Origin of the sequence: Salinimicrobium sediminilitoris (assembly GCF_020866905.1) — a bacterium.
GTDB classification, from domain to species: Bacteria; Bacteroidota; Bacteroidia; order Flavobacteriales; family Flavobacteriaceae; genus Salinimicrobium; species Salinimicrobium sediminilitoris.
On the sequence record NZ_JAIVCC010000005.1, the window covers coordinates 781,455 to 807,058 of the forward strand.

The following is a 25,604-nucleotide window of genomic DNA, read 5'->3' on the forward strand; positions in this document are numbered from 1 at the left end:
TAAATTGTTTATTAGAAAATAAATAAATAGGTTTACTGCCTTGGAGCTATTATGTCCTAACTTTTGAGAGATATTATGAGGAAACTTATTTCGCTTATTGCTGTAATTTCTGTTTTGGCCTCTTGTGGCCGCGGTGATCAGGGGCAATTGGTAGGTGCGCAGGGAAAAAAATGGCATCCCGAAAAGCCCCTGGGAATGACATTAATTCCCGGTGGGGCGTTCATCATGGGTAAAAGTGATGATGATATTGCCGGTTTAAAGAATGCACCGCCCAAAACTGTAACAGTTCGTTCCTTTTACATGGACGAGACCGAGATTACAAATGCAGAGTATCGACAATTTGTGAACTGGGTTAAAGATTCAGTGACCAGGATGAAATTGGCCATTTTTGCCGAAGAGATGGGTGAAACTCCGGGAACTGGAGGTATTGGTGAATTTGCCTTTGCCGATACCGAAGAAGCCGATATGACTCCGTACGAGAAGTATATGTACGATAACTACTATAGCATGGGTGGTTATGAAGGTCGAAAGATTAATAAAGATGTAGATATTATATGGGATACCAGGGACTATCCCGATGAGTATTATGCCGAAGTAATGGATACCTTATATATTCCCATTGAAGAAGCATACAACGGGCAGCGTTCTTTTGATGTGAACCATCTTAAATTTCGTTATACCTGGATGGACGTGAGCTCGGCAGCAAGAGCTGAACCGGGACGACGTGCCGACTTTATTGAAACTGAAGAGATCCAGATCTATCCCGACACAACGGTTTGGATCAAGGATTTTAATTACTCCTATAACGAGCCAATGCACAATGATTACTTCTGGCATGACGCTTATGGAGAGTATCCGGTGGTGGGTGTTTCCTGGAAACAAGCCCGTGCTTTTGCACAATGGAGAACGCTTTACCACAATTCTTACCGAAAAGAAAGAGGTAAGCATAATGTGAATTCTTACCGCCTGCCAACAGAGGCAGAATGGGAATACGCAGCCCGTGGTGGTCTGGAATCTGCTACTTATCCCTGGGGTGGGCCTTATACCAAGAATGACCGTGGTTGTTTTATGGCTAACTTCAAACCATTAAGAGGGGATTATGCAGCCGATCAGGCTCTTTACACAGTTGAGGCAAAATCTTATGAACCTAACGATTACGGGCTTTATAATATGGCCGGTAATGTTGGGGAATGGGTTTTCTCATCTTATGATCCGGCTTCTTATGAGTATTCTTCATCTATGAACCCTTCTGTAAACGATGAGGCGAACATGCGAAAAGTAGTTCGAGGGGGATCATGGAAAGATGTAGCGTACTTCCTGCAGGTGAGCTCAAGGGATTACGAATATGCGGATTCTGCACGTAGCTACATTGGCTTTAGAACTGTGCAGGATTACATGGGGACAGATCTTACCCTCAACCAAACAAGATAAAAATCCCTATTTTCACATAACCTATTTACAAAGAAGAACTAAATTTTAAATTATTATGGCACAAGCAAAGTCAAGTAAGAAACTAATGAACATGGTGTATGGTTTAGGTGCATCTGTAGTTATCCTGGGAGCACTTTTTAAAATTATGCACTGGCCCTTCGGTAACGAAATGCTTATTATCGGTCTTATTGTAGAAGCGCTGGTATTTGCGGTTTCTGCATTTGAGCCTGTAGATGATGATGTTGACTGGTCACTCGTCTACCCGGAGCTTGCAGGTGGTGAAACAACTGTACGCAACAATCAAGCGGTAGTTACCGATCAGGAAACTGAGGGTATGCTTTCCCGTAAACTTGATGAGATCCTTCGTGAGGCTAAAATCGATGCCGGACTTATGAGTAGTCTGGGAGAAAGTATTAGAAATTTCGAAGGTGCCGCAAAAAATATCACTCCTACTGTAGATGCTATGGCTTCTCAAAAGAAGTACAGTGAAGAAATGAGCCTTGCAGCAAACCAATTGGAGTCCTTGAACAGTATTTATAAAGTGCAGGTGGAATCAGCCGGACGTCAGGCAGAAGTTAATGAAGCAGTAGCCGAAAATGCAAACAGATTGAATGAGCAAATGGAATCTTTGGCTTCCAACCTTTCTTCTCTTAACAGTGTGTATGGAGGAATGCTTTCTGCTATGCATGTAAAAGCTTAAGCATTTACTGCAGAATAAATATTTAATAGAACAAACTAAAGATAGAGAATGGCGTCTGGAAAACAAACACCAAGACAGAAGATGATTAACCTGATGTATCTGGTTTTCATCGCAATGATGGCTCTTAACATGTCCAAAGAAGTACTTACAGCCTTTGGAATGATCAATGAGAGCCTTGCGGAATCAAACGCTTCTGTTACCGAAAGAAATATCGCCGCTATGGCGGGGCTGGCAGCAAAAGCTGAAGAACAACCGGCAAAATATGTTCCCTTAAAGGAAAAAGCAGAACAAATCCATACCCTTACTACCAATTTTACTACTTATATCGACAATCTCAAAGAGAAAGCTCTTGAGGATATAGAAGGAGAAGAGCGGGAAGACTATGAAGCAATGGACCAGTCTGCTAAACTTGATGAGTATCTTTTCTCAAGTGGTCAGCCAAGTCAGGCCGGAAAGGAATTTCTTGCTGAAATAGAGAAATACCGCGAAGGAGTAGCAAATGTGCTGGGAGAAGAGTTCTCTCAAATCGCAGCTGAAGTTAAAAGAGAATTTAGTACAGAACCTGTGGTTGATGGAGAAGGTGTAAAACGGCCGTGGCTTGCTTACAACTTTGAAGGATTTCCATTAATTGCCTCCCTTACAAAGTTGACTCAAATGCAAGGGGATGCAAAATCTGCAGAAAACGATGCACTTTCCGCAATGCTTTCTGGTCAATTACAAAGTGAAGTTTCCCTTACAAATTATGAAGCTCTGGTTATTCCAGATAAAACTGCATTTTTTAGTGGTGAAAACTTTACAGGTACAGTAGTATTAGGACGTGTAGATAATACATTGCAATTTGATAAAGTTACCATTAACGGTCAGGATGTAAAATCTACCAAGGCCGGGCAAGTGAAGTTGGAATTCCCTGCAGGGAATGTTGGAGAGCAGAAAATTAGTGGTCAGCTTCAGTTTAAAGAAGGGGATTCTATTGTAACTATTCCTGTGAACCAAAGTTATAGTGTTATACCTAAGCCTAATTCAGCAGTTATTTCTGCAGATAAAATGAATGTCGTATATCGTGGGGTTGCAAACCCAATGACTATTTCTATTCCTGGAGTTGGAAACGTTTCAGCTAATGCACCTGGTTTAAGATCTACTGGTGGTGCGGGTAATTACATTATGGATGTAACCACCCTTCAGGCACGTGAAGTGACCATTAACGTTAGTGGGGAGCTACCAGGCGGAGAAAGAGTTAGCGACAGTAAAACATTTAGAGTACGTGATATTCCGAGACCTGTTGGAACTGTAAGAGGGGAAGACGGGACTGTGAGAATGCAGCGTCAAAACCTTGAAATTTCGACCATTGGAGCAGCTCTTCCCGATTTCGAATTTGATGTTGATCTAAGGGTCACAGGATTTAAATTCCGTGTGCCGGGTCAGCCTACAATTCAGGTAAGAGGACAAAAACTTGACCAAAGCGCCATTGCAGCTCTTAGAAGAGCAGGAAGAGGAGAGACTATCCAGATCTTTGATGTGGAAGCGCAACTTGCCGGTAGTTCAGGCTATAAGCTGAAGCAGGTTTCTCCGGTACTGGTTGAATTAACAAATTAAATCATTAGAACATGAAGTGGAACCAAATATTGTTAGGATTATGCGGATTGCTTGTTTCGGGCACCTCTTTGGGTCAAACTAATCTTTTAAACGCTAAGAGCCCCGACGAGATAGGAGGTCCAACCAAAGCAGACGTTACTTATGGAAAGAACGATCCTTTGGAATATGGATATGTGGATGACAGGGATGTACTGTGGGCAAAATCCACCTGGGAGGTCATAGACCTAGATGAAAGGGTGAATTTTCCATTGTATTATCCCATAGATACTAACCAAATTGGGAGTTCAAGAAGATCACTTTATGATGTATTGGTTGCCGGCATTAAAAGCGGAAAGATCAAAAATATCTATGCCGACTCCTATTTTAATGACAAGCGTACCCTAGATGATATACAGGCTGCCTTGTCTAAGGTAGATACTACAGATCTTGGTATTGAACAGTATAATGCAGGGGAGGAAATCGACCCACAGTTCATTAGCCGCAGGGACATTTCCTCTGCCGATATTGCTGAGTATCACATTCGTGGATACTGGTATTTTGATAAACGCCAGGCCGAACTTAAATACAGGTTACTCGGAATTGCACCTGTTGCGCCCGATGTTAACTTTATTGATCAGGGTGGAGCCTCGGCTCTAGTGGAATTGTTCTGGGTTTGGTTTCCAGGAGCAAGGGAAGTCTTAAATGAGGCTTACGCTTTTAATCCTCAAAACACTTCAAATCCTGTTTCTTTTGACCACTTGCTCAATGCAAGAAGATTTAATGCAGTGATCTATGCTGAAGATAACGTGCAGGGGGACCGACAGGTTGATGATTACATTAATAACAATGCTTTTATGCAGTTGCTCGAATCTGAACGTATAAAGGAACAAATAAGAAATTTTGAACAGGATATGTGGAATTACTAAATCCATCCTGAAGTAATATATTTAAGCGCCTTTCCTCTCAGAAAGGCGTTTTTTTATACCTAATTTTGCGGTATGAAAGACTTTATAATTGTTGGCGCAGGTCTTAGCGGAAGCTGTCTTGCTTACAGGCTCGAAAAAAGCGGAAAATCCTTTGTTGTTTTTGATGACGAAAGCCAGGAAGCCTCAAAAGTAGCCGGCGGATTCATGAATCCTGTCATCCTGAAGCGTTTCACCATGGCATGGAAGGCCGATGAACAGCTGGACATTGCCTACAGGTTTTACAGGGACATGGAAGAGACTTTGGGAAAGACCTTTTTAGGACCTTTAGAGGTCTACAGGCGGTTTTCTTCGATTGAGGAGCAGAACGACTGGTTTACTGCAGCCGATAAGCCTAAATTGGCTCCATATCTCGACACCAATCTTGTTTCGAACCTCAATAAACATATTCCCGGACAATTTTCTTTCGGAAAAGTCCTTGGAACATCCCGCATCGATCCACGTTATCTTCTGGAATCTTATGCGGAATATCTACAGGAAAAAGGATCTTTTATAAAGGAGACTTTTGATTACGATAAGTTGGAAATTGACTCTTCAGGCGTCAGGTACAAAAATCTAAGTGCCAAAAATGTCATTTTTTGTGAAGGTTTCGGACTAAAAAATAATCCATTTTTCAACTATCTTCCGTTAAGAGGGAACAAAGGAGAATACATTATTATAAAAGCACCCGGGCTCGATCTTGAAGTAGGGGTGAAATCCTCTATCTTCATTTTTCCTGCGGGGGATGATCATTATGCTGTAGGTGCGACTTACAGTAACAGCGACAAAACACCCGGACCTACTACAGCAGCACGGGAGGAACTAATTAAAAAACTGAAAGACCTTATTAAAATAGATTTTGAAGTGGTGGATCAGGTTGCCGGACTTAGACCTTCTACAATTGACAGGAGGCCACTGGTGGGACAGCATCCAAAATTCAGCAATCTCTACACCTGTAATGGGTTTGGAAGCCGGGGCATTCTCATAGCTCCTTCAATATCCCGGGAACTTCTAAGCTATATTGAAGAAGGGGAAGCACTGGATCCAGAGATCAACATTTCAAGATTTTCCAAAAAATGGTATAGAGAAGCTTAATTTTTTGCCTTTTTAGGGTCATAAGAAAAAAAGAAATTCACCCATATGTTTCTGCTCCAGCGTACAATTACCGGTAAAAACAGGATTAGGGTAATTACAATGGCGATGAAGGTGGGGAGTAGAGAAAGACCCAGAAACCAGTAGGAGATCACGAAAGCTGCAGTTGCAAAAGCTATTCCCACTGCATAACTCACATACATGGCTCCAAAGAAGAAAGAAGGCTCCATTTTGTATTTGGTGCCGCAGTTGGAGCAGCGCTCGTGCATGTCAAATAGTTTAGAGATCTTGTAAGGGTTCTGTTCTTTGTACATGCTTTCTTCCTGGCACACGGGACAGGTGCCGGTGAATATGCTGTATAATTTATTTCCTTTCAGGAATTCCATAAGATTCTGTAATCTGTTGTAAATTTAAGAATCTTCTTTGAATTATGGGAAGGGCCGTCATTAATGAGTTGTCAAAAAGGACTGATTTACCGCATATTTTTCTTCTCTTACTTTGCGATGGGTCAATAATAATTAAATGATCAACCAGAATTTAATCTTCCCGCCTCCTAATTGCCTTCAAGATCTTAAATTGGAACATCTTTTAAAAATTTCCGATAAGAAGATAGAGCCAGAAGGTTAAAAATTTGGGTTCTTAACTGGTTTTCAATTAACCCGATGCAATTAAAAGGTTATTTTTTTCCCCCGAAAAAAGTGAGCATCTTTGCAAAAATTTTGCAGTGGAATGTTGAATATACACAACTTATCGGTCTCCTTTGGTGGAGAATATTTATTTGAAGAGATCACCTTTAGGCTTGGCGCCGGTGACAGGGTGGGATTAATAGGAAAAAACGGGGCCGGAAAATCCACTATGCTCAAGATCCTTTCGGGGGAAATGGAACCCGATACCGGCCAAATTGCTGCCGACAAGGATCTAAAGATTGGTTTTCTTAAACAGGATATTGACTTCGTTGAGGGAAGAACTGTACTGGAAGAATCTTATGAAGCTTTTGAGGAAATAAAGGAACTGGAAAAGCGTCTTGAGGGAATTAATCATCAACTGGCAGAGCGTACTGACTATGAGAGTGACGAGTACCACCAGTTAATGGTAGATCTCAATGATGTGCAGCATCAATATGAGATCCATGGGGGCTATAGTTATCAGGGAGAAACCGAGAGGATCCTGCAGGGGCTTGGGTTTAAAAGAGAAGATTTCAACAAATTGACCAACACCTTTTCAGGGGGTTGGAGAATGAGAATAGAGCTGGCTAAGCTTCTGCTTCAGCAGAATGATATTCTTTTGCTGGATGAGCCTACCAACCACCTCGATATCGAATCCATTATCTGGCTTGAAGGATTTTTAAATAATTATCCAGGTGCTGTAGTTATTGTTTCGCATGATAAGATGTTCCTGGACAATGTGACGAACAGAACGATTGAGATTTCATTGGGTAGGATCTATGATTTCAATAAACCATATTCCAAGTACCTGGTGCTTCGTAATGAATTAAGGGAGCAACAACTGGCTTCACAAAAAAATCAGGAAAAACAAATCCAGCAGACAGAGAAACTTATTGAGAAATTCCGTGCTAAAGCTTCCAAGGCAAGCATGGCCCAGTCTCTTATAAAAAAGCTTGACAAGATCGATCGTATTGAAGTCGACGAGGATGATAATTCGGTCATGAATTTAAAATTCCCCGTTTCGGTAGTTCCGGGGAAGGTAGTTATCGAAGCACATCATATTTCCAAGAATTACGGGCATAAAACTGTACTTAAGAATATTGACCTGCTTATTGAACGGGATTCAAAGACTGCTTTTGTGGGTCAAAACGGGCAGGGTAAGTCCACACTTGCTAAAATTATAGTTGGAGAGCTAGACCATAAAGGAGAGCTTAAGCTGGGACACAATGTTCAAATTGGATATTTTGCTCAGAATCAAGCCGAATACCTTGATGGCTCAAAAACTGTCCTGGACACGATGATAGATGCTGCTAATGAAAAGAACAGGTCAAAGGTGAGGGATATCCTGGGTTCCTTTTTATTTCGGGGGGATGAAGTCGATAAATATGTGAGGGTACTTTCGGGAGGAGAGAGGAACAGGTTGGCTTTGGCAAAAATGCTGCTTCAGCCCTTTAACGTTCTCGTGATGGATGAGCCAACAAACCACCTGGATATTAAATCAAAGAATGTTCTTAAAGATGCTTTAAAGAGTTTTGAAGGTACTTTGATCCTGGTTTCGCACGACAGGGATTTCCTGCAGGGGCTTACAAACAAGGTCTATGAATTTAAGGATCATAAAATTAAAGAATACCTGGGAGATATAGATTATTACCTTGACCAGCGTAAACTGGTGGATATGCGGGAGGTTGAGAAGAGAGATGTTGAAAAGCAGGCACCTAAGGAAAGTAATAAAGATTCTTACGAGAACCAGAAAAAGCTAAAGTCCCTTAATAACAAATTGAGCAATATTGAAAGCAAGATCTCCCGTCTTGAAAAAGAAATAAAAGCGAAAGATGTTGAACTTGCTGCCAACTATGAGAAAAGCGTTGCTCAAAAAGACTTTTTAAATACCTATCAGGAAAAGAAAAAAGAACTGTCCCAATTGATGAAAGATTGGGAGCAAGTGCAGCTCTCTATTGAAGAAAAAGGATAGCTATGATTGAGCATTTCTTTCAATGTCCATATTGCTGGGAGGAAATTTCCATGCTTCTGGATCCCTCAATAAGGGAACAGAAATATATTGAAGATTGTGAGAATTGCTGTAACCCGATAGAAGTATCTGTTTCATTTGAAGATGGAGAATTAAACAGCTTTCAGGTAGCCGGAATTGATCAATAAACTTTATAAATTCAAAAATTTCAGGGGTTTATAAGATACTTTTTTTAAATTCGGAGACTGTACAAAAAACTGACTGTGGAAAAATCTTTTGAATTTGCTGAAAACGTTGTTGGCTTTATGGTCAATTCTGAAATTGATCAGGAGAAAATCGAGGAGATTTTAGCAGCAGTAAAACAAAGGATTAAGAAAATATCGCCTATTTGTCTGTACCTCGAGGACCAGAATGATGACGGTGCCTCTTTCGGAGGCTTTATGGAAATTCTTTCTTTTCATTTTTCTCACTCAAAGGATCTCGATAAAATAGCAGTGGTTACAGACGATAAGTTGTTTCAAAAATCTATGGATTTTAAAGATCTTATAGTTCCTGCCAAGGTTAAAACTTTTGACAGAAAGGAGCGAATGAAGGCTATGAATTGGGTGATGGAATAATTTTCAAAAAAAGCTTTGGAGAAATGAAAATTGACTGTATATTTGCAGTCCAATATCGCGGGATAGAGCAGTAGGTAGCTCGTCGGGCTCATAACCCGAAGGTCACTGGTTCGAGTCCAGTTCCCGCTACTAGCAAAGACAAGGCTTCACAGAAATGTGAAGCCTTGTCTTTTTTCAATGGGGTACAGAATAAGTACAGAATAAGGGGATCAATCCTAAATATTGTTGCATGGGTTCGAGTCTTCCTTCTATTTACTTGCATTGGAAGCTCAGTAAGGAAAACGAAGGTGAAATGTTATTTATTAGTTTGAAAAACACCTTTGGAGAGTGAACCAATTTTTAAATATCAAAATGACATTTATCAGGTAATGTTGTTGTGATAAGCAGTACCTTAATATGGCATTAAATTTATTGGGTATGAGAGTTTTAAACAGGACGACCAGGATAATTTATTGGGGATTGATTATTTTGTCCTTTGTTGTTGGTTATGTGGTGTATCTTTTCCTATCCGATAACTGTAACCTTCAGTTTTTAGTATTGTTTTCTGGTCTCCCATTTTGGTTCTTTATAACAGGTGTGTTTGGGTTGCTATGGCCAAGGATAAAACCCGAAGGGGAATCTAATTACATTATTCACGCTTTGGTAATAGGAATAATTTTTTTTCTCCTATTTGTCATTCACACCTGGCTGATTTTACCACTTCTCTGTCCTGAATTTAAAGAATGTCTTCTATCATAGCCTTTAAGCTATTCATAGTGATAAAATTTACTCGATACTGGCTAAACCACCTTTTTTCAAGGTGTTTTTTTGTTTAAATTTTTTTCCCTGAAAAAGCCTATCTTAAACTTTTATAAAACGTCTATACAATGAAAAGTTTAATAAGTGTTCTATTTATCATGGTGTTATTGTCGGGCTGTACTTCGTCTGATGAAGGTATTCTTTGTGAAACGGGTCCTGTAGGATTAACTTTTGAAGTCATTGATGAAGCTACAGGGGAGAATCTGTTCGAAGACGAATTCAATCCAAATCAACTCCAAATAGAAAATAATGAAGAGGAAAGAGTAGACGTCCGTTTTGAGACTGAGCGAAATGTCTTTAATGTCCTTTTGGGCTGGGAGTCCAAATCTGATACCTATACCGTTACCATCGCTGAAGAAATAGAATTTACTTTTGCATTCACCCTGGAAGAATCGAGTAGTGGAGGTTGTACTTCTACTAAGCTTACAGCATTAGAAATAACAGGTGCCACTTATGAAATACAGGAAACAAGTGATGTAACGACCATTTTTGTGAGCAGTACAGCTGAGTAAAAATTTCCTTTCACAGCTTAGTTTATCCGATTCCTTAAGATACCCAGTGAAAACCGTCCAAAAAAAAATTCATCTGTAGATCGAGCGATGTTTTTTTAACATAACTATGTATTACATTTGATCATGAAAATGCTGAAAACATCTTTTATGAATTTGAGAGTAAAGCTCTTCTTGCTAATGCTTCTTGGTAGCACCTGCTCTCTTTTTTCGGCCAGTTCAGACCTTCCTGTTAATCAGGTACAGGAAAAGGAGCAGAAGGCAGAAAGCTATGACCTGATAGGTGAGCAGATCACTTCTTTGTTTGATTCTATACTCCCTACCCACAAAAACCTCCTTTTTTCAAGCGGTGGTTATAGTACAGGAAGTGATTTTGAAGCTCATATCCTTAACCATACTTTTACTTCCCTTAATTACATTAAGCGCTCCCGTTACATTATTCCTGGTTTGGGAGTAAAGGAAGTAATTTTCCCGTTTCATATTTTTCTCTAGGGTTTCAGTCCAAAAATTTGTGTATTGGTGCTTAGTACCATCACTTGTGTCGTCCTTTTAGAATAGACACTAAAATTTGTTACCTGAAACTTAATGATTAAACTTATATGAAACTTGATATATTGATTGTGGATTTTGCCATGCTGGCATTAGTGTTTGTACCATATCTTATTTTTATCCTTATCGGGAAAAGAGAAGAACGTAATTTGAAAAATACATTTTTAGAAGAGACCCGGAAACTTCGTCTTCGGCTTGACGAGAAGGATAAGTGGAATAATAATATAATAGGATTGGATAAAGAAAAAACAACTCTTCTACTGGTACAAAAGAGAAGAACCGGATTGTTGACAGAAGTTATAGACCTTCGGGAAGTGCGGGCATGTGAAGTGCTCCAGGAGGTGCAGACTGTAAGAATTGAACAAAGGAACGAACAGATCCTTCAAAAGATAGATCTGCAGTTGAAGTTGTATGACGGTTCCTTCAGAATCATAAGATTGTACGACTGTGAAGAGACTTACACTCAGGATTATGAGTTGAAACATGCAGAGAAATGGAATAACACAATAAATTCCTTAATAGTTTTTCGCCCTACCATTAATTCTGCAGCATAGCCGCAAAAAATCCGGGAAGAGACAATCTTCACTGTCTCTTCCCAAATTCCCCTTTTTCCTTTATTCATTTTAACTAAATATTTTTCTCATATTTAATGATACTTCAAAGTTTACTTCTCATTGCCGGTCTCTTATTGTTGATCAAAGGTGCCGGTTGGCTTGTGGAAAATTCCTCTGCCTTCGCCCGTAAGAAAAAGATATCCGATCTTGCCATTGGTCTTACCATAGTGGCTTTTGGAACTTCGGCCCCCGAGTTGGTGGTGAATGCCGTTGCGGCCTATCAGGGGCACGAGGAGATTGTTTTTGCCAACGTGATAGGAAGTAATAATTTCAACCTTCTCTTTATTCTGGGAGTGGCAGGATTGATCTCTCCTTTATTGGTACAGCAAACTACTGTGTGGAAAGAGATTCCAATTTCCTTACTTGCTGCAGTAGTGCTTTTTTTTCTGGTCAATAATTTTTTTGTAGATCAGGAAGGTTCTTTGAGCAGGTGGGACGCTTTGGTTCTGATTTCATTCTTTCTGGCTTTTCTTTTTTATGTCTATAAGCAATTAAAAGATGTCCCTTCAGCCTCTCCGGGTTTAGAAAAGGAAAAGTCAAATACCAGAATCTTCGGGTTTATTATTCTTGGACTTGCAGGTTTAATCCTGGGAGGAAGGCTGGTGGTTGAAAGTGCTATGCAAATTGCTGGAACTCTTGGGGTGAGTGAAAAGATCATTGGTATTACCATTGTTGCCGCCGGTACTTCTTTGCCCGAGTTAGCAACTTCTGTTATTGCGGCCTTTAAGAAGAACAATGATATTGCAGTAGGTAACATTATTGGCTCCAACATTTTTAATATTTTCTTCATTCTGGGATTAAGTGCTCTGGTAAGACCTATTGGATACAATGCCGTTTTTAACAACGACTTGTTTCTCCTGTTTGGAGGAACGGCTCTTTTGTTTCTATTCATGTTTCTTGGTGGAAAGAGAAGGCTCGAAAGATGGGAAGCAGGTGTTTTGCTCCTGATTTATCTGGTCTACACCACCTACCTTGTTCTTAAAGAGATATGAAATCTGTGGATAAGGCAGGTCTTTAATATAAACAACTTCTGAAGTCATGGATAAAAAAAATATCCCAATGCACTGGAAGATTCTTATTGGAATGAGTCTGGGTGTATTTCTGGGTCTGGCGTTGGCGCAGTTTGAATGGGGTCCCTCTTTTGTCCGGGATTGGATTAAACCTTTCGGTAGTATATTTATAAATGCACTGAAGCTAATTGCTGTTCCTCTAATCCTGGCTTCGCTGATCAAAGGTGTCTCCGATCTGAAAGACCTTTCTAACCTTTCAAAAATGGGATTCCGAACGGTCTTTACTTTTGTTCTCACCACTATAGTGGCAGTTTGTATAGGTCTTCTTCTGGTAAACCTCATTAAACCCGGTGCTTCGATTTCTGAAGAGACAAGACTGGACCTCCTTTCAAGTTATGAAACCGAGGCTTCTACAAATATTTCTAAAGCTGTTGTACAGCAGGAGACCGGTCCGCTCCAGGGAATAGTGGATATAGTGCCCGAAAATTTTATGGGAGCAGCTGCAGATAACAGAAATATGCTTCAGGTGATCTTCTTTGCCCTAATGGTAGGAGTGGGATTAATTCTTATTCCCGGGGATACGGCAAAACCGGTTAAGGAATTCTTTGATGGTTTCAACGAGGTAATTCTTAAAATGATCGATATCATCATGATGGCTGCGCCTGTTGGTGTTTTTGCTCTCTTGGCGACTCTGGTGATTGATTCCCCCAGCCTTGACCTATTTGCCGCCCTTGGTATGTATGCCTTCACTGTTATTCTTGGATTGCTCTTAATGATTGGCGTGTATGGCTTAATGGTTTATTTCTTTACCCGAAGATCCCCACTTTCTTTTTTTAAGGGAATAGCTCCTGCTCAATTACTGGCCTTCTCGACAAGTTCCAGTGCTGCAACTCTTCCTGTAACTATGGAAAGGGTAACCGAACACCTGGGGGTGCCAAAAGAAATAGCAAGTTTTGTTCTTCCGGTTGGGGCGACCATAAACATGGATGGTACCAGTCTCTACCAGGCAGTAGCAGCAGTCTTTATAGCTCAGGCATTTGGACTCGATCTATCTTTGGGAACTCAATTAGGAATTATTCTAACTGCTACGCTTGCCTCAATAGGATCGGCAGCAGTACCGGGAGCAGGAATGGTAATGCTGGTAATAGTTCTTGCTCAGGCAGGAATACCCGAGGCAGGATTGGCTTTGATCTTTGGAATTGACAGGCCTTTGGATATGTGCAGGACCGTTGTGAATGTCTCCGGAGATGCCGCAGTTTCCAGCTTAGTGGCAAAAGCTGTTGTTTCCAGGGGAAAATTTGCTACAGCCGAACTGGAGGAAGTGCAGGTTTAACCTTTTGGAGAGAATAGGGAATTCATTTCCAGGTCTGCGTAGTTAATACTCCTGTCTTTTGAAAGAACTACCTCTCCCTGTTTATTTGTAGGAAAACCCGGATCAATATGACGGTCTATAATCACAGAATTCTGATTGGTGATCACCCAAAAGGATTTGATCGTTCCATTTCCCGGTTTCCTGAGCCAGATATATTGATGCCATTTTTTTCTGTTTGCCTCATACTCAAGCTGAACAGCTGCTTCTTTGCCTGGCAATGGTATTTCAAAGGCTGAGGGATTATGAGGTTTTAGAGTTCCAAGATCTGTGAATTTTCCATTCTGGCTGGATGCTGAATCCTCAGAGAAAGAATAGTCATAATGAACCTTTCTTCTTACTTTGAGATTTTGAATAGGATCTTTTCCATTGAGGGTGATGAGTACCATGGCAATAGAATCCTGCGTCTTTGAAATAATATTTGCCTGGGGATAACTATAGACACCCCGGGATCTAAGCTCTTCTGAAAGCTGCTGATTCTTGTTTTCGAGGATTGTAATTTCTTCAAGTCTTTTCTTCAGTTGATCTTCGGCGTTGATACTTCCTTTTTTCATGCCCAGGAGAAAAGCAGCTGCCGCTAATCCTAAAAGGATTATAGCCCAAACAAAGTCTGAATTTATCTTCATTCGATAAAGTGGGAATTTTAATACAATATATGCTTTAATTAGTTCGAAGCCATATACAAAGCAAATTTTCTCCGGGGAGCTTAAAGCTTAAATACAAATAATTAAGGAAGGCTAGCGGTGGTTTGTCGCGTGTTACAAATTTTCGTGCCTGTGATGAACTCTTAAATTAAGATTATGCTGTAGTTCGACAATGAAAAGCCCTCGGGTATCATTTGTTAAGGTTATAAAAAATATAAAGTAAGATAACTTTCCCTAAATAATTTTATGCTTGAAGTAAAGTTTTAGTTTTCAAACAATTACCAAAGATGGTTGAAAAATTATTTTCAACATACCGTGCGAAATGGCATCCAATTTGCAGATAGAGGAGAAAAAGGATCTATGTCTAAAAAAGATATCATAAAGCTTATTAAAAACTCCGATGTTCCCTGTATTGGACTTTTTGTGCTGGCGGCTGTGGCAGGAATAGTCCTTATTCTTTCCCTTCACAGATTGTGGTTCTTTTGAAAACTAGCTATTCTTCCCGAAACCATTTGCTATACATGATATAGTTCGCAGCAGTTTTCTTAAGGTTTGCAATCTGGGCTTCAGATAATTTTTTAATCTTTTTTGCAGGAATTCCTGCGTAAATATGGCCCGCCTCACAAATTGTTTTTTCCAGAACCACAGCTCCTGCAGCAATAATGCAGTCTTCCTCAACTACTACATCATCCATCACAATTGCTCCCATTCCCACCAAGGCCCTGTCTTTTATACTGCAGCCATGAACTATTGCTCTATGTCCAATTGAAACATCATTTCCTATACCGGTAGCTGCTTTTTTATAAGTGCAGTGTATAACAGCTCCATCCTGGATGTTTGTTCGGTCTCCTATGTGGATGGAATTTACATCCCCCCGTACTACGGCTGTAAACCAAATTGAACAATTTTTTCCAATAACAACATCTCCTACTATTGTTGCATTTTCGGCAATAAAGCAATTATCGCCTATTTGAGGATTTTTATCTTCTACGGGAAGGATAAGAGGCATAAGAATATTTTTTTGTTCTGTAAAAATACAAAAGGTACGGTGCCTTTCCTTGTTCTGTGACAAATTTTAGTCCTTCCAGATGGAGTTGACTGGAAAAACAAAAATGACTATCTTTTAACTTTAAGTAACCAGAAATTATGGAGGAAAAAAGTCCTGAAAATAAGTATAATGTGATCCTGCGCCTACCTGTGAAAATCAATTATAAGGTGCTGGAAACCTATCTTCAGAAGAAATTACTTGGAAAAGTCTTAAGTAAGGGAAAAGCAAATGGCCAAACCGCCGACCATGCCCGAATACAAAAGATTAACCTTGAAAGAAGCCATTTAGAAGACTTTGATCTTGCAGTACATGTGCAGTTAAGGCTGCTCACTACCTTTTTTAAGAACAGGGAAATTTCTGCTGTTGCACACCTTTCTTTGGGATTTCAGGAAGCAGAGCAGGAATTACTAATTAGACGATTTAAAGTTGAGAGTGAAAACAATGGTTGGGTAATAAATAACCTTGTCGAAATGCTTATCAATAACTTCTTATACTCAAGGTTTAAAGAGAAAATGAAATTTGACATTGGCCCAATAGTTTCTAAAAAATTAGAGAAACTTAATGAAAAACTTACCGGTGCACTGCAGGTTACAGAGGGGGTGAATATTACCGGGAAGATTAATGAATTCAGAGTTCAGGATATTATTCCGGGCCAGAGAACTTTACTTGTTTCCGTTCAGGTATTGGGGAATAACGTTTTGAATATTAACAGCATTGATATTTAAAACAAAAAAATTCCCATAACACCTTTTTCAAGTGCTATGGGAATAAATAACATTTCGGGATTTATTTTTCCTAAGCTGAGGGCTGCTGTTCAACTTCCCTGTTGCTGTCAATAAGATTTTTACGAATTTCGTCGTGCTTATTCATCATTTCTTCATGTTCACTCCGCATGGTGCTATGTTCATCCATTATGGTTTGATGCACCTCTTTCATTTTGGAGATCTGGGCTTTCATTTCTGAACTACTCAGGTTTCCGAAGTTATCTTTAAGGTCTTGATGGCCTTGCATTAATTCTTCATGACCGGCTAACAAGCCTTCATGCTTTTTAAGGATAACTTCATTCTGCGCCATTTGATCATAATAGGTAGAATCTGAAACCTGCATAGTGTCCAGCTGCTGTATAAGCTCATTGTGGCTCTGTTGCATTCTTTGATGTGTGGCCTGGAACTCTGTATGTACTTGTGAAATACTATCGTTCTGTGCCATCAATTCATCAAACTCTTTGGATAAGTTTTCTTTTTCATTGTCACCACAAGAAGCTAAAAGTCCCATGGTAAAAATTAAAATCATAAATTTTTTCATTATATTTTCTTTTTGCTGGTTAATCCCTTCAAAAATACAAAAGCGAACCTCTACTAGTTATAATTATCTGTTAAAAGGATTTAGAGAGGAAAGTGCAGATTAAAAATGCTACTCTATACAATGACCGGAAATCATATACAGGTTTCCTGCTGTTATAAATGAGTATCTTTGTAAAGAAAAATTGAATTATGGCGCATAAAGCAGGATTTGTAAATATAATAGGTAACCCTAACGTTGGGAAATCTACCCTAATGAACGCCTTTGTGGGGGAGAAATTAAGTATCATTACTTCCAAGGCGCAAACCACCCGGCACCGCATTCTTGGTATCGTAAATGGAGAAGACTTCCAGGTCATCCTAAGCGACACCCCCGGTATTATAAAACCCGCCTATCAACTTCAGGAGTCGATGATGGATTTCGTCAAATCTGCTTTTGAAGATGCAGATGTTTTGATCTATATGGTGGAGATTGGAGAACAGGAACTTAAAGATGAATCCTTTTTCAACAAGATTATCCATTCAGAAATCCCTGTTTTATTACTTCTGAATAAAATAGATAAATCGAACCAGCAACAACTTGAAGAGCAAGTCCAGCTTTGGCAGGAAAAAGTTCCGAATGCCGAAATATTTCCTGTTTCTGCACTGGAAGGTTTCAATGTGCCGCAGGTTTTCAATAGAATTGTGGAACTTTTACCGGAGTCGCCTCCGTTCTATCCAAAAGATACACTTACAGATAAGCCCGAACGCTTTTTTGTCAATGAGATCGTAAGGGAAAAGATCCTTATGCACTACAAAAAGGAAATTCCTTACAGCGTGGAGATCGATACAGAAGAGTTTTTTGAAGAGGAAGAGATCATTCGTATGCGTAGTGTGATCATGGTCGAAAGGGAAACCCAAAAAGGAATTATTATTGGCCATAAAGGCGCCGCATTAAAAAGAGTGGGAGTAGAGGCGCGCAAGGATCTTGAAAAATTCTTTGGAAAACAGGTGCACCTTGAATTATATGTGAAGGTGAACAAGAACTGGAGAAGTGATTCAAAACAGTTGCGTCGCTTTGGTTATTCAGGGGATAAGAAGTAAATTTTAAATTCTGTTGGTAGCAAAGGTCAATCTCGACCACATTTTATTTTTTGCAAAATTTAAAAAACATTTATCTCTGTTATTCCTGAAAATTAGGCAGGTATATGTGCCGGGCAATTGTTTTAAATGCCCTAATTTTGCAGCCTTATTAAGAAAATTTTATTATGAGCAGTATAGTAGCCATTGTAGGTAGGCCTAACGTTGGTAAATCCACATTTTTTAACCGGTTGATCCAGCGCCGGGAAGCCATCGTAGACTCAGTGAGCGGAGTAACCCGTGATCGTCACTACGGAAAAACCGACTGGAATGGCCGTTATTTTTCAGTAATTGATACCGGGGGATATATCCTGGGAAGTGATGATGTTTTTGAAGCCGAAATTGATAAGCAGGTAGAACTTGCCATTGGAGAGGCCGATGCTATCATTTTTATGGTTGATGTGGAAACTGGGGTTACACCTATGGACGAAGATGTAGCGCAGCTCCTGCGGAAAGTAAATAAACCTGTTTTCCTTGCTGTAAACAAGGTGGATAATGGAAAAAGATTAGAAAACGCAGTAGAATTCTATTCCCTTGGATTAGGGGAATATTTTCCAATTGCCAGTACCAGCGGTAGTGGTACGGGGGAATTGTTGGATGCTTTGGTAGAAGCTCTTCCTGAAGATACACGTCCCGAAGAAGCCGAATTACCACGTTTTGCAGTGGTTGGTCGTCCCAATGCAGGAAAATCTTCTTTTATTAATGCATTGATTGGGGAAGATCGATACATAGTGACAGATATTGCCGGAACTACCCGGGATTCGATCGATACCAAATACAATCGTTTTGGTTTTGAATTTAACCTTGTGGATACTGCCGGTATACGCCGCAAGTCCAAGGTTAAAGAAGACCTGGAGTTCTACTCTGTGATGCGTTCTGTACGAGCTATAGAACATTGCGATGTTTGTTTGATCGTGATGGATGCTACCCGTGGGTTCGATGGACAGGTGCAGAATATCTTCTGGCTGGCCCAGCGTAACAGGAAAGGTATTGTGATACTTGTGAATAAATGGGATCTCCTGGAAAAGGAGACCAACACCATGAAAGAATACGAGGCCAAAATTCGTCTTGAAATGGAACCTTTCACAGATGTGCCGATTGTTTTCATTTCGGTGCTCACAAAACAACGAATTTTCAAAGCGATAGAAACTGCTGTGGAAGTTTATAAAAACAGGAGCAAAAAGATCAAAACCAGCGAACTTAATGAGGTGATGCTTCCTATCATGGAATCATATCCACCGCCGGCTTATAAGGGGAAATACGTGAAGATCAAGTTCTGTATGCAATTGCCTACCCCGCAGCCACAATTCGCTTTCTTCTGTAATCTACCACAGTATGTAAAAGATCCTTATAAGAGATTCCTTGAGAATAAATTGAGAGAGAAATTTGACTTCACAGGTGTGCCTGTTTCAGTCTACTTTAGAAAAAAATAAGGTAAAGGTGTAGCTTTAAGCCTTTATGAAAGTCGAATGAATGCTGTTACTTAAGGTAGCAGCATTTATTTTTTTCAATCTATTTTTGTCAGAAACCAATTAAATAGGGGAATCAGTGCCCGGGAATTGAATTGATATTTTCGAGACTGCTCATAAAAACTGCCAACTGAAATACTGAATACTGCCTACTTTAGGACTACCATCCACCTCCGGCACCGCCGCCGCCAAAGCCGCCGCCGCCGAAACCTCCTCCGAAGCCTCCGCCACCGCCAAAGCCTCCGCCTCCACCACCAAAGCTGCCGCCGCCGAATCCGCCGCGACCAAGGCTGCTTAGCACCAGGATGTCAAGGAGTCCGCCGCCACGACGATATCCGCCACGGCCGCCGCCTCTTTTATTTCGGGAGCTAAGGATGACAAGAAAAACAATGAAGATGAGGGCAAGAATGATAAAGCGTGAGGAAGACCCTTCGCCCGAAGCTGGTCTTGAACCTTCATAAGTTCCGTTTAGGACCTGGAAAATAGCACTTGTTCCCACATCAAGGCCTGCGTAGTAATTTCCCTCCCTAAATCGCGGCAGAATGATGTTCTGCACGATCTCGTATGAAAGGGCATCGGTAAGATAGGGTTCTATCCCGTAACCAGTTTGTATCTGTATTAATCGATCTCCTTCAGATAGGAGGATGAAGATTCCGTTATCTTCTTTTTCCTGCCCCACACCCCACTCGTGGGCCCATTCGGTTGCATAGGTAGCGATCTCTTCCCCCTGGAGGCTCTCAATTGTAGCTATAACTATTTGGGTGGAGGTGGTGTCGGCGTAATTGATAAGCTTTCGTTCCAGCGCCTGTTCTTCCTGAGGCGTGAGTACATCGGCTTCATCATAGACACTCGTTGCCAGAGAAGGCTTTGGTGGGATATCCCTTTGTGCACTGGCAGTAAAACTGAAGCAAATTAAAAGTATTAAAAAAAGAGAATTCCGAAGTAAATTATTCATTATGTGGATATTTTATTCGAAAGTTCATTCTTATCACCTTCGCTCCATGGAAAATGTTCCTGTAGTTCTTTTCCAGCTATTAAGATCCCGTCAATAAGTCCCTGTTTAAAATCCCCTTTTTTGAAACTGGAGGCAATAGCATCTTTAGTAGTCTCCCAAAAATCCTTTGGCACGACCTTGTTGATGCCTTTGTCGCCGTAGATCACAAACTGGCGGTCATCAATTGCAACGTAAATGAGCACCCCATTATCTTCTTTGGTGTTATCCATCTTTAGTAAATGAAAAACCTCCATGGCACGATCCCAAATATTTCCATTACTGGTCTTCTCAATATGCACACGAATTTCTCCAGAAGTATGACTCTCTGCCTTTCTTATGGCTGCTACCACTTCGGCTTCCTGTTCTTCGTTAAGAAATTCTTCTATTTTTGACATTTTTGAAAGTTTTAAAAGTCGAAATCTACATCGGGGGCGTCTTCTGATCCTGGATCTGCTTCATAAAGCGGCATCCTGTCAAATCCATACATGCCAACAATAACGTTGTTTGGGAATTTTCGAATATAAGTATTATAATCCCTCACCTCCTGGTTATACCTGTTCCTTTCTACATTGATCCTGTTCTCTGTACCTTCAAGCTGGGACTGTAACTGCTGGAAGTTTGACGTTGCACGTAGTTCCGGATATCTTTCAACGGTAACCAGTAACCTGGACAAAGCAGAAGATACCTGTCCCTGGGCCTGTTGAAATTGCTGCAGTTGTTCCTGGGTCAAATTATCTGCATCGATTTGGACGGAGGTCGCATTTGCGCGGGCTTCTATAACATCTGTAAGGGTTCCTCTTTCAAAATCTGCAGCTCCTTTTACAGTGTTCACCAGGTTTGGAATAAGATCACTCCGGCGTTGGTAAGCACTCTCTACCTGTGACCATGCAGTTTTTGCATTCTCCTGTCTTTCTACAGCAGTATTGTATTTACCCACAGTTAATAAATAAATTCCCAATAGTATTGCTCCTATGATCAATACGGGTACAAGCCATTTTTTCATGTTATAGTTCCTTTTTTAAATTGGTAAGTGTGGATTTTATATTTTCCAGCTTTCGAATAATTTCAAAGTTAGATAATGTTTTCCGGCTTTTCTCCTCCTTTAGGTGGATTTTAGCACCTTCCAGGGTAAACCCTCTTTCCTTAACCAGGTGATAGATCAATTCCAGGTTCTTAATATCCTCACGTGTAAACTTGCGATTGCCTTTGGCGTTCTTCTTGGGTTTGATCACGTCAAACTCCTTTTCCCAGAACCTTATTAAAGAAGCATTGACACTAAAAGCTGTGGCTACTTCTCCTATAGAGTAATAAAGTTTATCGGGCAGGTCTACATGCATTAATCCAGGGATTGATTTTCAAGTTGTGCCTGTTCCAGGATCTCATCATATTCTGTAGGAGAAAGATGGCCGTAGTAGAAATTGATAGGATTGATCTTCTCATCATCCTTAAAGATCTCATAGTGGAGGTGAGGAGCCTGGGAACGCCCGGTGCTTCCTACAAAGCCAATAAGGTCTCCCCGCTGGACTTTGTTTCCTTTTCGTACATTGTATTTATATAAATGCGCATAGAGACTAACATAGCCATAACCATGATTTATTCTAATGTGATTCCCGTAACCGCTGGAGCGGTTATCTGCACGTTCCACCACGCCATCACCTGTTGCATAGACGGGGGTGCCACGAGGTGCAGTGAAATCCATACCGTAATGAAATTTTCTCACCTTGGTAAAAGGATCTGTTCTCCAGCCATAACCCGAAGCCATTCTTTTAAGGTTCTCATTCTTAACCGGCATAATTGCCGGGATGGAAGCAAGTAGATTCTCCTTATCATTGGCGAGTTCTACAATTTCATCCAAAGAACGCGACTGGACAACCAGTCTTTTTGTAAGCATGTCCAGCTTTTTATGGCTGTCCACGATCAGCTTGGAATTGTCGAAACCTTCCAGATCTTTATAGCGGTTGATACCTCCAAATCCTGCAAGACGCTGCTCTTCGGGGATTGGGTTGGCCTCAAAATAGAGTCGGTAAATATTATTGTCCCTATCTTCAACGTTAGCCAGGACATTTTCAACCTGCTCCATTTTTCGGTTGAGCAGGCTATATTGAAGTTTCATATTCTCAAGTTCCCTGGTAAGCGCTTTTTCCTTCGGGGTTTCGAGCTGCGGAATGTTGAGGTAAATGACCAGTAATATAAAGCCTGCGAGAAAGGCTCCAAGTACACTAAGAGCAGCAATTCCCCACCTACGGCTCTTCTTGCGCTCTATCTTTTTATAAGAAAGCGTCTCACTGTCGTAATAATATTTAACCTTAGACATAAGTTAAATTATTCTATTTTTGCGTTACCTATTATGTTGCAAAAACAGTGCAACAATCAGCTTGAGAAACGAACAAAGATAAAAATTGTTTTCCCGAAAGCATAATATAAAAATTTTAACTTTTCATGAGATCCCAGGAGATACGTTCTAAATTCCTCGAATTTTTCCAAAGTAAGTCCCATACCATTGTTTCATCTGCACCCATGGTGGTGAAGGATGATCCAACCCTAATGTTCACCAATGCAGGGATGAACCAGTTCAAGGAGTACTTCCTGGGCAATGGGACACCCGCCAGCAGGAGAATCACCGATACTCAAAAATGCCTTCGCGTGAGCGGAAAACACAATGACCTGGAGGAAGTAGGAAAAGATACCTACCACCATACCATGTTCGAGATGCTTGGGAACTGGAGCTTCGGAGATTATTTCAAAAAGGAAGCAATTACCTGGGCCTGGGAACTACTCACTGAAGTTTACAAGCTTAACAAAGAAGATCTTTACGTTTCGGTTTTTGAAGGCAGTCCCGAAGAGGACCTGCCACTTGATAAAGAGGCATTGGATCTATGGAAACAAATAGTGCCCGAAGATCGGATCATCTACGGAAACAAAAAAGACAATTTCTGGGAAATGGGTGACCAGGGACCTTGCGGACCTTCTTCTGAAATTCATATCGACCTCCGTTCGGCTGAAGAGAAGGCGAAAACACCCGGAAGAGATCTTGTAAATAATGATCACCCACTGGTAGTGGAGATCTGGAACCTGGTTTTTATTCAGTTTAACAGAAAAGCCGATGGTTCCCTTGAAAAACTACCCGAGAGCCATGTGGACACCGGGATGGGTTTCGAGCGTTTATGTATGGCACTGCAGGGAGTAAAATCAAATTACGATACCGACGTTTTTACCCCGCTTATCAAAAAGATCAGCGAGATCACTGCTTCGGAATATGAAAAAGATGAGGAAATTGATATAGCGATTCGTGTAATAGCAGATCACGTGCGGGCAGTTGCTTTTGCTATTGCAGACGGGCAGTTGCCCGGCAGTGGCGGGGCAGGATATGTGATCCGACGTATCCTTCGCAGAGCGATACGTTATGGCTTTACATTCCTAAATCAAAAGGAGCCATTTGTTTATAAGCTGGTTGAAACCCTTGCCTCTCAAATGGGAGAAGCTTTCCCCGAGCTGCGTTCTCAGCAAAATTTGATCACGAATGTCATAAGAGAAGAAGAAAATTCCTTTTTACGCACCCTGGATCAGGGTCTTGTGATGCTGGATCAAATCATGGAAGAGAGCAAAGACAAGAATGTTTCAGGAAAAAAGGCTTTTGAACTATACGATACCTACGGATTTCCAATTGACCTAACTGCGCTTATCTTAAGTGAAAAGGGATATAGTCTTGATCAAAAAGGATTTGAGGCAGAACTTCAAAAGCAAAAAGACCGCTCCCGGAATGCATCAAAAGTAACTTCAGGGGACTGGCAGGTGGTGAAGGATGCAGAAACTGAAGGTTTTGTGGGCTATGATAGTCTGGAAGCCGAAGTGGAGATCTTGCGTTACCGCAAGGTGGAATCCCAAAAAGAAGGTGAGTTGTACCAGCTGGTCTTCAGCAGGACACCTTTTTATCCTGAAGGTGGAGGTCAGGTAGGGGACAGGGGAGTTCTTGAGGCAAAAAATGGTGCCGTAATTTACATTTTAGACACCCGTAAGGAGAACAACCTTATCATTCACCTCACAAAAGAATTGCCCGAAGATGTTTCAGGAACTTTCACCGCAAAGGTAAATGCTGCCCAACGTGCTCGTACTGCGGCTAATCACAGTGCTACCCATTTATTGCATCAGGCTTTAAGGAGCATCCTGGGAACTCATGTGGAGCAAAAGGGTTCTATGGTGCAGAGTGATTATTTGAGATTCGATTTTTCCCACTTCAGTAAAGTGAGTGCAGAAGAATTACAGCAAATTGAAGAATTTGTAAATTCAAGAATTGCAGAGAAACTTCCGCTTGTTGACAACAGGGAGATGACCTATCAGGAAGCCATAGATGACGGTGCAATTGCTCTTTTTGGAGAGAAATATGGGGACAAGGTGCGTGCTGTTCGCTTTGGAAAATCCATGGAACTATGTGGAGGAACCCACGTTGGAAACACTTCAGACATCTGGCACTTTAAGATTATTTCTGAAGGTGCTGTGGCATCAGGAATTCGAAGAATTGAAGCGATCACCAATGAAGCTGCCAAAGAATACTTTACTGCACAGACCCAGACCTTCAACGAGATCAAAGCAGTGCTTAAGAATGCTCAGGATCCCGTAAAGGCTGTGGTGAACCTGCAGGAAGAAAATGCCGAATTGAAGAAACAGATTGAATCCCTGCTTCGCGATAAGGCTAAGAACCTTAAAGGAGATCTAAAAAGCCAGATCAAAGAGATCAACGGAGTGAACTTTTTAGCTCAAAAAGTGGATCTGGATATGGGCGGGATCAAAGATCTTTCCTTCCAGTTAGGAGATGAAATGGAGAATCTATTCCTTCTTTTTGGAGCGCAACAGGACGAAAAAGCAATGCTTTCCTGTTATATTTCCAAAAACCTGGTAGAGGAAAAAGGACTAAATGCCGGAAAAGTAGTGAAAGAATTAGGCCGGTACATACAGGGCGGCGGCGGCGGACAACCTTTCTACGCAACTGCCGGAGGTAAGAATCCTGCAGGACTTAACGAGGCGCTGCAAAAAGCAGAGGAGTTCGTGAAATAAGATATGAAATCAACCCTTTCAGGGTTGCAAACTTTAAAAGGGTTTTAATCATACCTAGCCTACAAGGTCTTTTCCAGACCTTGAAGGTTTTATTGTAAAAAAGACCTACAAGGTTTTGGA

Annotated in this window: 27 protein-coding genes and 1 tRNA gene; 19 read left to right on the top strand and 9 right to left on the bottom strand. The window is 40.9% G+C overall.

Translation table 11 applies throughout. The features are described from left to right. Positions 1-75 precede the first annotated feature (75 nt). From porK to LA313_RS08635, 5 genes are all read left to right on the top strand, one after another. Positions 76-1,431 carry a T9SS ring complex lipoprotein PorK/GldK gene (gene porK / locus LA313_RS08615; RefSeq protein WP_228914278.1) on the top strand — a complete coding sequence of 452 codons (1,356 nt, stop codon included), beginning with the start codon at positions 76-78 and terminating at the stop codon, positions 1,429-1,431. A 55-nt stretch (positions 1,432-1,486) separates the two neighbouring features. Then, positions 1,487-2,131 carry a type IX secretion system motor protein PorL/GldL gene (gene porL / locus LA313_RS08620; protein ID WP_228914279.1) on the top strand — a complete coding sequence of 215 codons (645 nt, stop codon included), beginning with the start codon at positions 1,487-1,489 and terminating at the stop codon, positions 2,129-2,131. A gap of 48 nt (positions 2,132-2,179) precedes the next feature. Beyond that, complete coding sequence (gene porM / locus LA313_RS08625; protein ID WP_228914280.1) at positions 2,180-3,724, top strand: type IX secretion system motor protein PorM/GldM; 1,545 nt, start codon at positions 2,180-2,182, stop codon at positions 3,722-3,724. 11 nt (positions 3,725-3,735) lie between these two features. After that, positions 3,736-4,629, top strand: coding sequence for a type IX secretion system ring subunit PorN/GldN (gene porN / locus LA313_RS08630; RefSeq protein WP_228914281.1), 894 nt, complete (start codon positions 3,736-3,738; stop codon positions 4,627-4,629). A 72-nt stretch (positions 4,630-4,701) separates the two neighbouring features. Beyond that, positions 4,702-5,760 carry an NAD(P)/FAD-dependent oxidoreductase gene (locus LA313_RS08635; RefSeq protein ID WP_228914282.1) on the top strand — a complete coding sequence of 353 codons (1,059 nt, stop codon included), beginning with the start codon at positions 4,702-4,704 and terminating at the stop codon, positions 5,758-5,760. Here LA313_RS08635 and LA313_RS08640 read toward each other — a convergent pair. Next, entirely contained in the window at positions 5,757-6,143 is a 387-nt protein-coding gene (locus tag LA313_RS08640) for a DUF983 domain-containing protein (protein WP_228914283.1), read from the bottom strand. The two genes, LA313_RS08635 and LA313_RS08640, sit on opposite strands and share 4 nt — an antisense overlap. Positions 6,144-6,486: 343 nt before the next feature. Between LA313_RS08640 and LA313_RS08645 the strand changes: the two genes are divergently transcribed. The 9 genes from LA313_RS08645 (at position 6,487) to LA313_RS08685 (ending at position 13,821) form a co-directional block, all read left to right on the top strand. Next, the gene (locus LA313_RS08645; protein WP_228914284.1) at positions 6,487-8,394 is read left to right on the top strand and encodes an ABC-F family ATP-binding cassette domain-containing protein; all 1,908 of its coding nucleotides are present in this window, start codon (positions 6,487-6,489) and stop codon (positions 8,392-8,394) included. 2 nt (positions 8,395-8,396) lie between these two features. Next, a complete protein-coding gene (locus tag LA313_RS08650; protein ID WP_228914285.1) occupies positions 8,397-8,579 on the top strand; it encodes a CPXCG motif-containing cysteine-rich protein in 183 nt (60 codons plus the stop codon). 75 nt (positions 8,580-8,654) lie between these two features. Continuing rightward, positions 8,655-9,008 (top strand): SpoIIAA family protein, encoded by a 354-nt coding sequence (locus LA313_RS08655; protein ID WP_228914286.1) that lies wholly within the window; start codon positions 8,655-8,657, stop codon positions 9,006-9,008. Between the two features lie 56 nt (positions 9,009-9,064). Next, a tRNA-Met gene (locus tag LA313_RS08660) sits at positions 9,065-9,137 on the top strand. A 737-nt stretch (positions 9,138-9,874) separates the two neighbouring features. After that, complete coding sequence (locus tag LA313_RS08665) at positions 9,875-10,318, top strand: hypothetical protein (protein WP_228914287.1); 444 nt, start codon at positions 9,875-9,877, stop codon at positions 10,316-10,318. A 147-nt stretch (positions 10,319-10,465) separates the two neighbouring features. Continuing rightward, positions 10,466-10,807, top strand: a complete 342-nt coding sequence (locus LA313_RS08670) for a hypothetical protein (protein WP_228914288.1) — start codon at positions 10,466-10,468, stop codon at positions 10,805-10,807. Positions 10,808-10,914: 107 nt separating this feature from the next. Continuing rightward, positions 10,915-11,418: a hypothetical protein gene (locus tag LA313_RS08675; RefSeq protein WP_228914289.1), complete on the top strand. Its 504-nt coding sequence runs from the start codon at positions 10,915-10,917 to the stop codon at positions 11,416-11,418. Between the two features lie 95 nt (positions 11,419-11,513). Then, positions 11,514-12,470 carry a calcium/sodium antiporter gene (locus LA313_RS08680; RefSeq protein ID WP_228914290.1) on the top strand — a complete coding sequence of 319 codons (957 nt, stop codon included), beginning with the start codon at positions 11,514-11,516 and terminating at the stop codon, positions 12,468-12,470. 67 nt (positions 12,471-12,537) lie between these two features. Then, on the top strand, positions 12,538-13,821 hold the full coding sequence (locus tag LA313_RS08685) for a dicarboxylate/amino acid:cation symporter (RefSeq protein ID WP_228914291.1): 1,284 nt from the start codon (positions 12,538-12,540) through the stop codon (positions 13,819-13,821). Here LA313_RS08685 and LA313_RS08690 read toward each other — a convergent pair. Then, a complete protein-coding gene (locus tag LA313_RS08690; protein ID WP_228914292.1) occupies positions 13,818-14,483 on the bottom strand; it encodes a hypothetical protein in 666 nt (221 codons plus the stop codon). The genes LA313_RS08685 and LA313_RS08690 overlap by 4 nt on opposite strands. 378 nt (positions 14,484-14,861) lie before the next feature. On the opposite strand from LA313_RS08690, the gene LA313_RS16355 reads away from it, so the two are divergent. Further along, positions 14,862-14,987, top strand: coding sequence for a hypothetical protein (locus LA313_RS16355; RefSeq protein WP_255702490.1), 126 nt, complete (start codon positions 14,862-14,864; stop codon positions 14,985-14,987). A gap of 7 nt (positions 14,988-14,994) precedes the next feature. Here LA313_RS16355 and LA313_RS08695 read toward each other — a convergent pair whose 3' ends face one another. Continuing rightward, positions 14,995-15,510 (bottom strand): gamma carbonic anhydrase family protein, encoded by a 516-nt coding sequence (locus LA313_RS08695; protein WP_228914293.1) that lies wholly within the window; start codon positions 15,508-15,510, stop codon positions 14,995-14,997. 137 nt (positions 15,511-15,647) lie between these two features. Between LA313_RS08695 and LA313_RS08700 the strand changes: the two genes are divergently transcribed. Further along, the gene (locus LA313_RS08700; protein WP_228914294.1) at positions 15,648-16,274 is read left to right on the top strand and encodes a DUF4403 family protein; all 627 of its coding nucleotides are present in this window, start codon (positions 15,648-15,650) and stop codon (positions 16,272-16,274) included. Positions 16,275-16,344: 70 nt separating this feature from the next. Here LA313_RS08700 and LA313_RS08705 read toward each other — a convergent pair whose 3' ends face one another. Beyond that, a complete protein-coding gene (locus LA313_RS08705) occupies positions 16,345-16,854 on the bottom strand; it encodes a hypothetical protein (protein ID WP_228914295.1) in 510 nt (169 codons plus the stop codon). A 188-nt stretch (positions 16,855-17,042) separates the two neighbouring features. Between LA313_RS08705 and era the strand changes: the two genes are divergently transcribed. Further along, entirely contained in the window at positions 17,043-17,933 is an 891-nt protein-coding gene (gene era, locus LA313_RS08710; protein WP_228914296.1) for a GTPase Era, read from the top strand. A gap of 164 nt (positions 17,934-18,097) precedes the next feature. Beyond that, positions 18,098-19,402: a ribosome biogenesis GTPase Der gene (der, locus tag LA313_RS08715; protein ID WP_228914297.1), complete on the top strand. Its 1,305-nt coding sequence runs from the start codon at positions 18,098-18,100 to the stop codon at positions 19,400-19,402. A 196-nt stretch (positions 19,403-19,598) separates the two neighbouring features. Here der and LA313_RS08720 read toward each other — a convergent pair whose 3' ends face one another. Genes LA313_RS08720 through LA313_RS08740 form a run of 5 tightly spaced genes read right to left on the bottom strand, consistent with a single transcriptional unit; the run spans position 19,599 to position 22,746 of the window. After that, a complete protein-coding gene (locus LA313_RS08720; RefSeq protein ID WP_228914298.1) occupies positions 19,599-20,393 on the bottom strand; it encodes a TPM domain-containing protein in 795 nt (264 codons plus the stop codon). Continuing rightward, positions 20,393-20,827, bottom strand: coding sequence for a TPM domain-containing protein (locus LA313_RS08725; protein ID WP_228914299.1), 435 nt, complete (start codon positions 20,825-20,827; stop codon positions 20,393-20,395). Before LA313_RS08725 ends, LA313_RS08720 begins: the two co-directional genes overlap by 1 nt. 11 nt (positions 20,828-20,838) lie before the next feature. Then, positions 20,839-21,435, bottom strand: coding sequence for a LemA family protein (locus tag LA313_RS08730; protein ID WP_228914300.1), 597 nt, complete (start codon positions 21,433-21,435; stop codon positions 20,839-20,841). A 1-nt stretch (position 21,436) separates the two neighbouring features. Further along, positions 21,437-21,769, bottom strand: coding sequence for a MerR family transcriptional regulator (locus tag LA313_RS08735; protein WP_228914301.1), 333 nt, complete (start codon positions 21,767-21,769; stop codon positions 21,437-21,439). Then, positions 21,769-22,746, bottom strand: a complete 978-nt coding sequence (locus LA313_RS08740) for a M23 family metallopeptidase (RefSeq protein ID WP_228914302.1) — start codon at positions 22,744-22,746, stop codon at positions 21,769-21,771. The genes LA313_RS08735 and LA313_RS08740 overlap by 1 nt, the downstream gene beginning before the upstream one ends. Positions 22,747-22,871: 125 nt before the next feature. Here LA313_RS08740 and alaS point away from each other — a divergent pair, with 125 nt between their 5' ends. Further along, positions 22,872-25,484 carry an alanine--tRNA ligase gene (gene alaS, locus LA313_RS08745; RefSeq protein WP_228914303.1) on the top strand — a complete coding sequence of 871 codons (2,613 nt, stop codon included), beginning with the start codon at positions 22,872-22,874 and terminating at the stop codon, positions 25,482-25,484. Positions 25,485-25,604 lie beyond the last annotated feature (120 nt).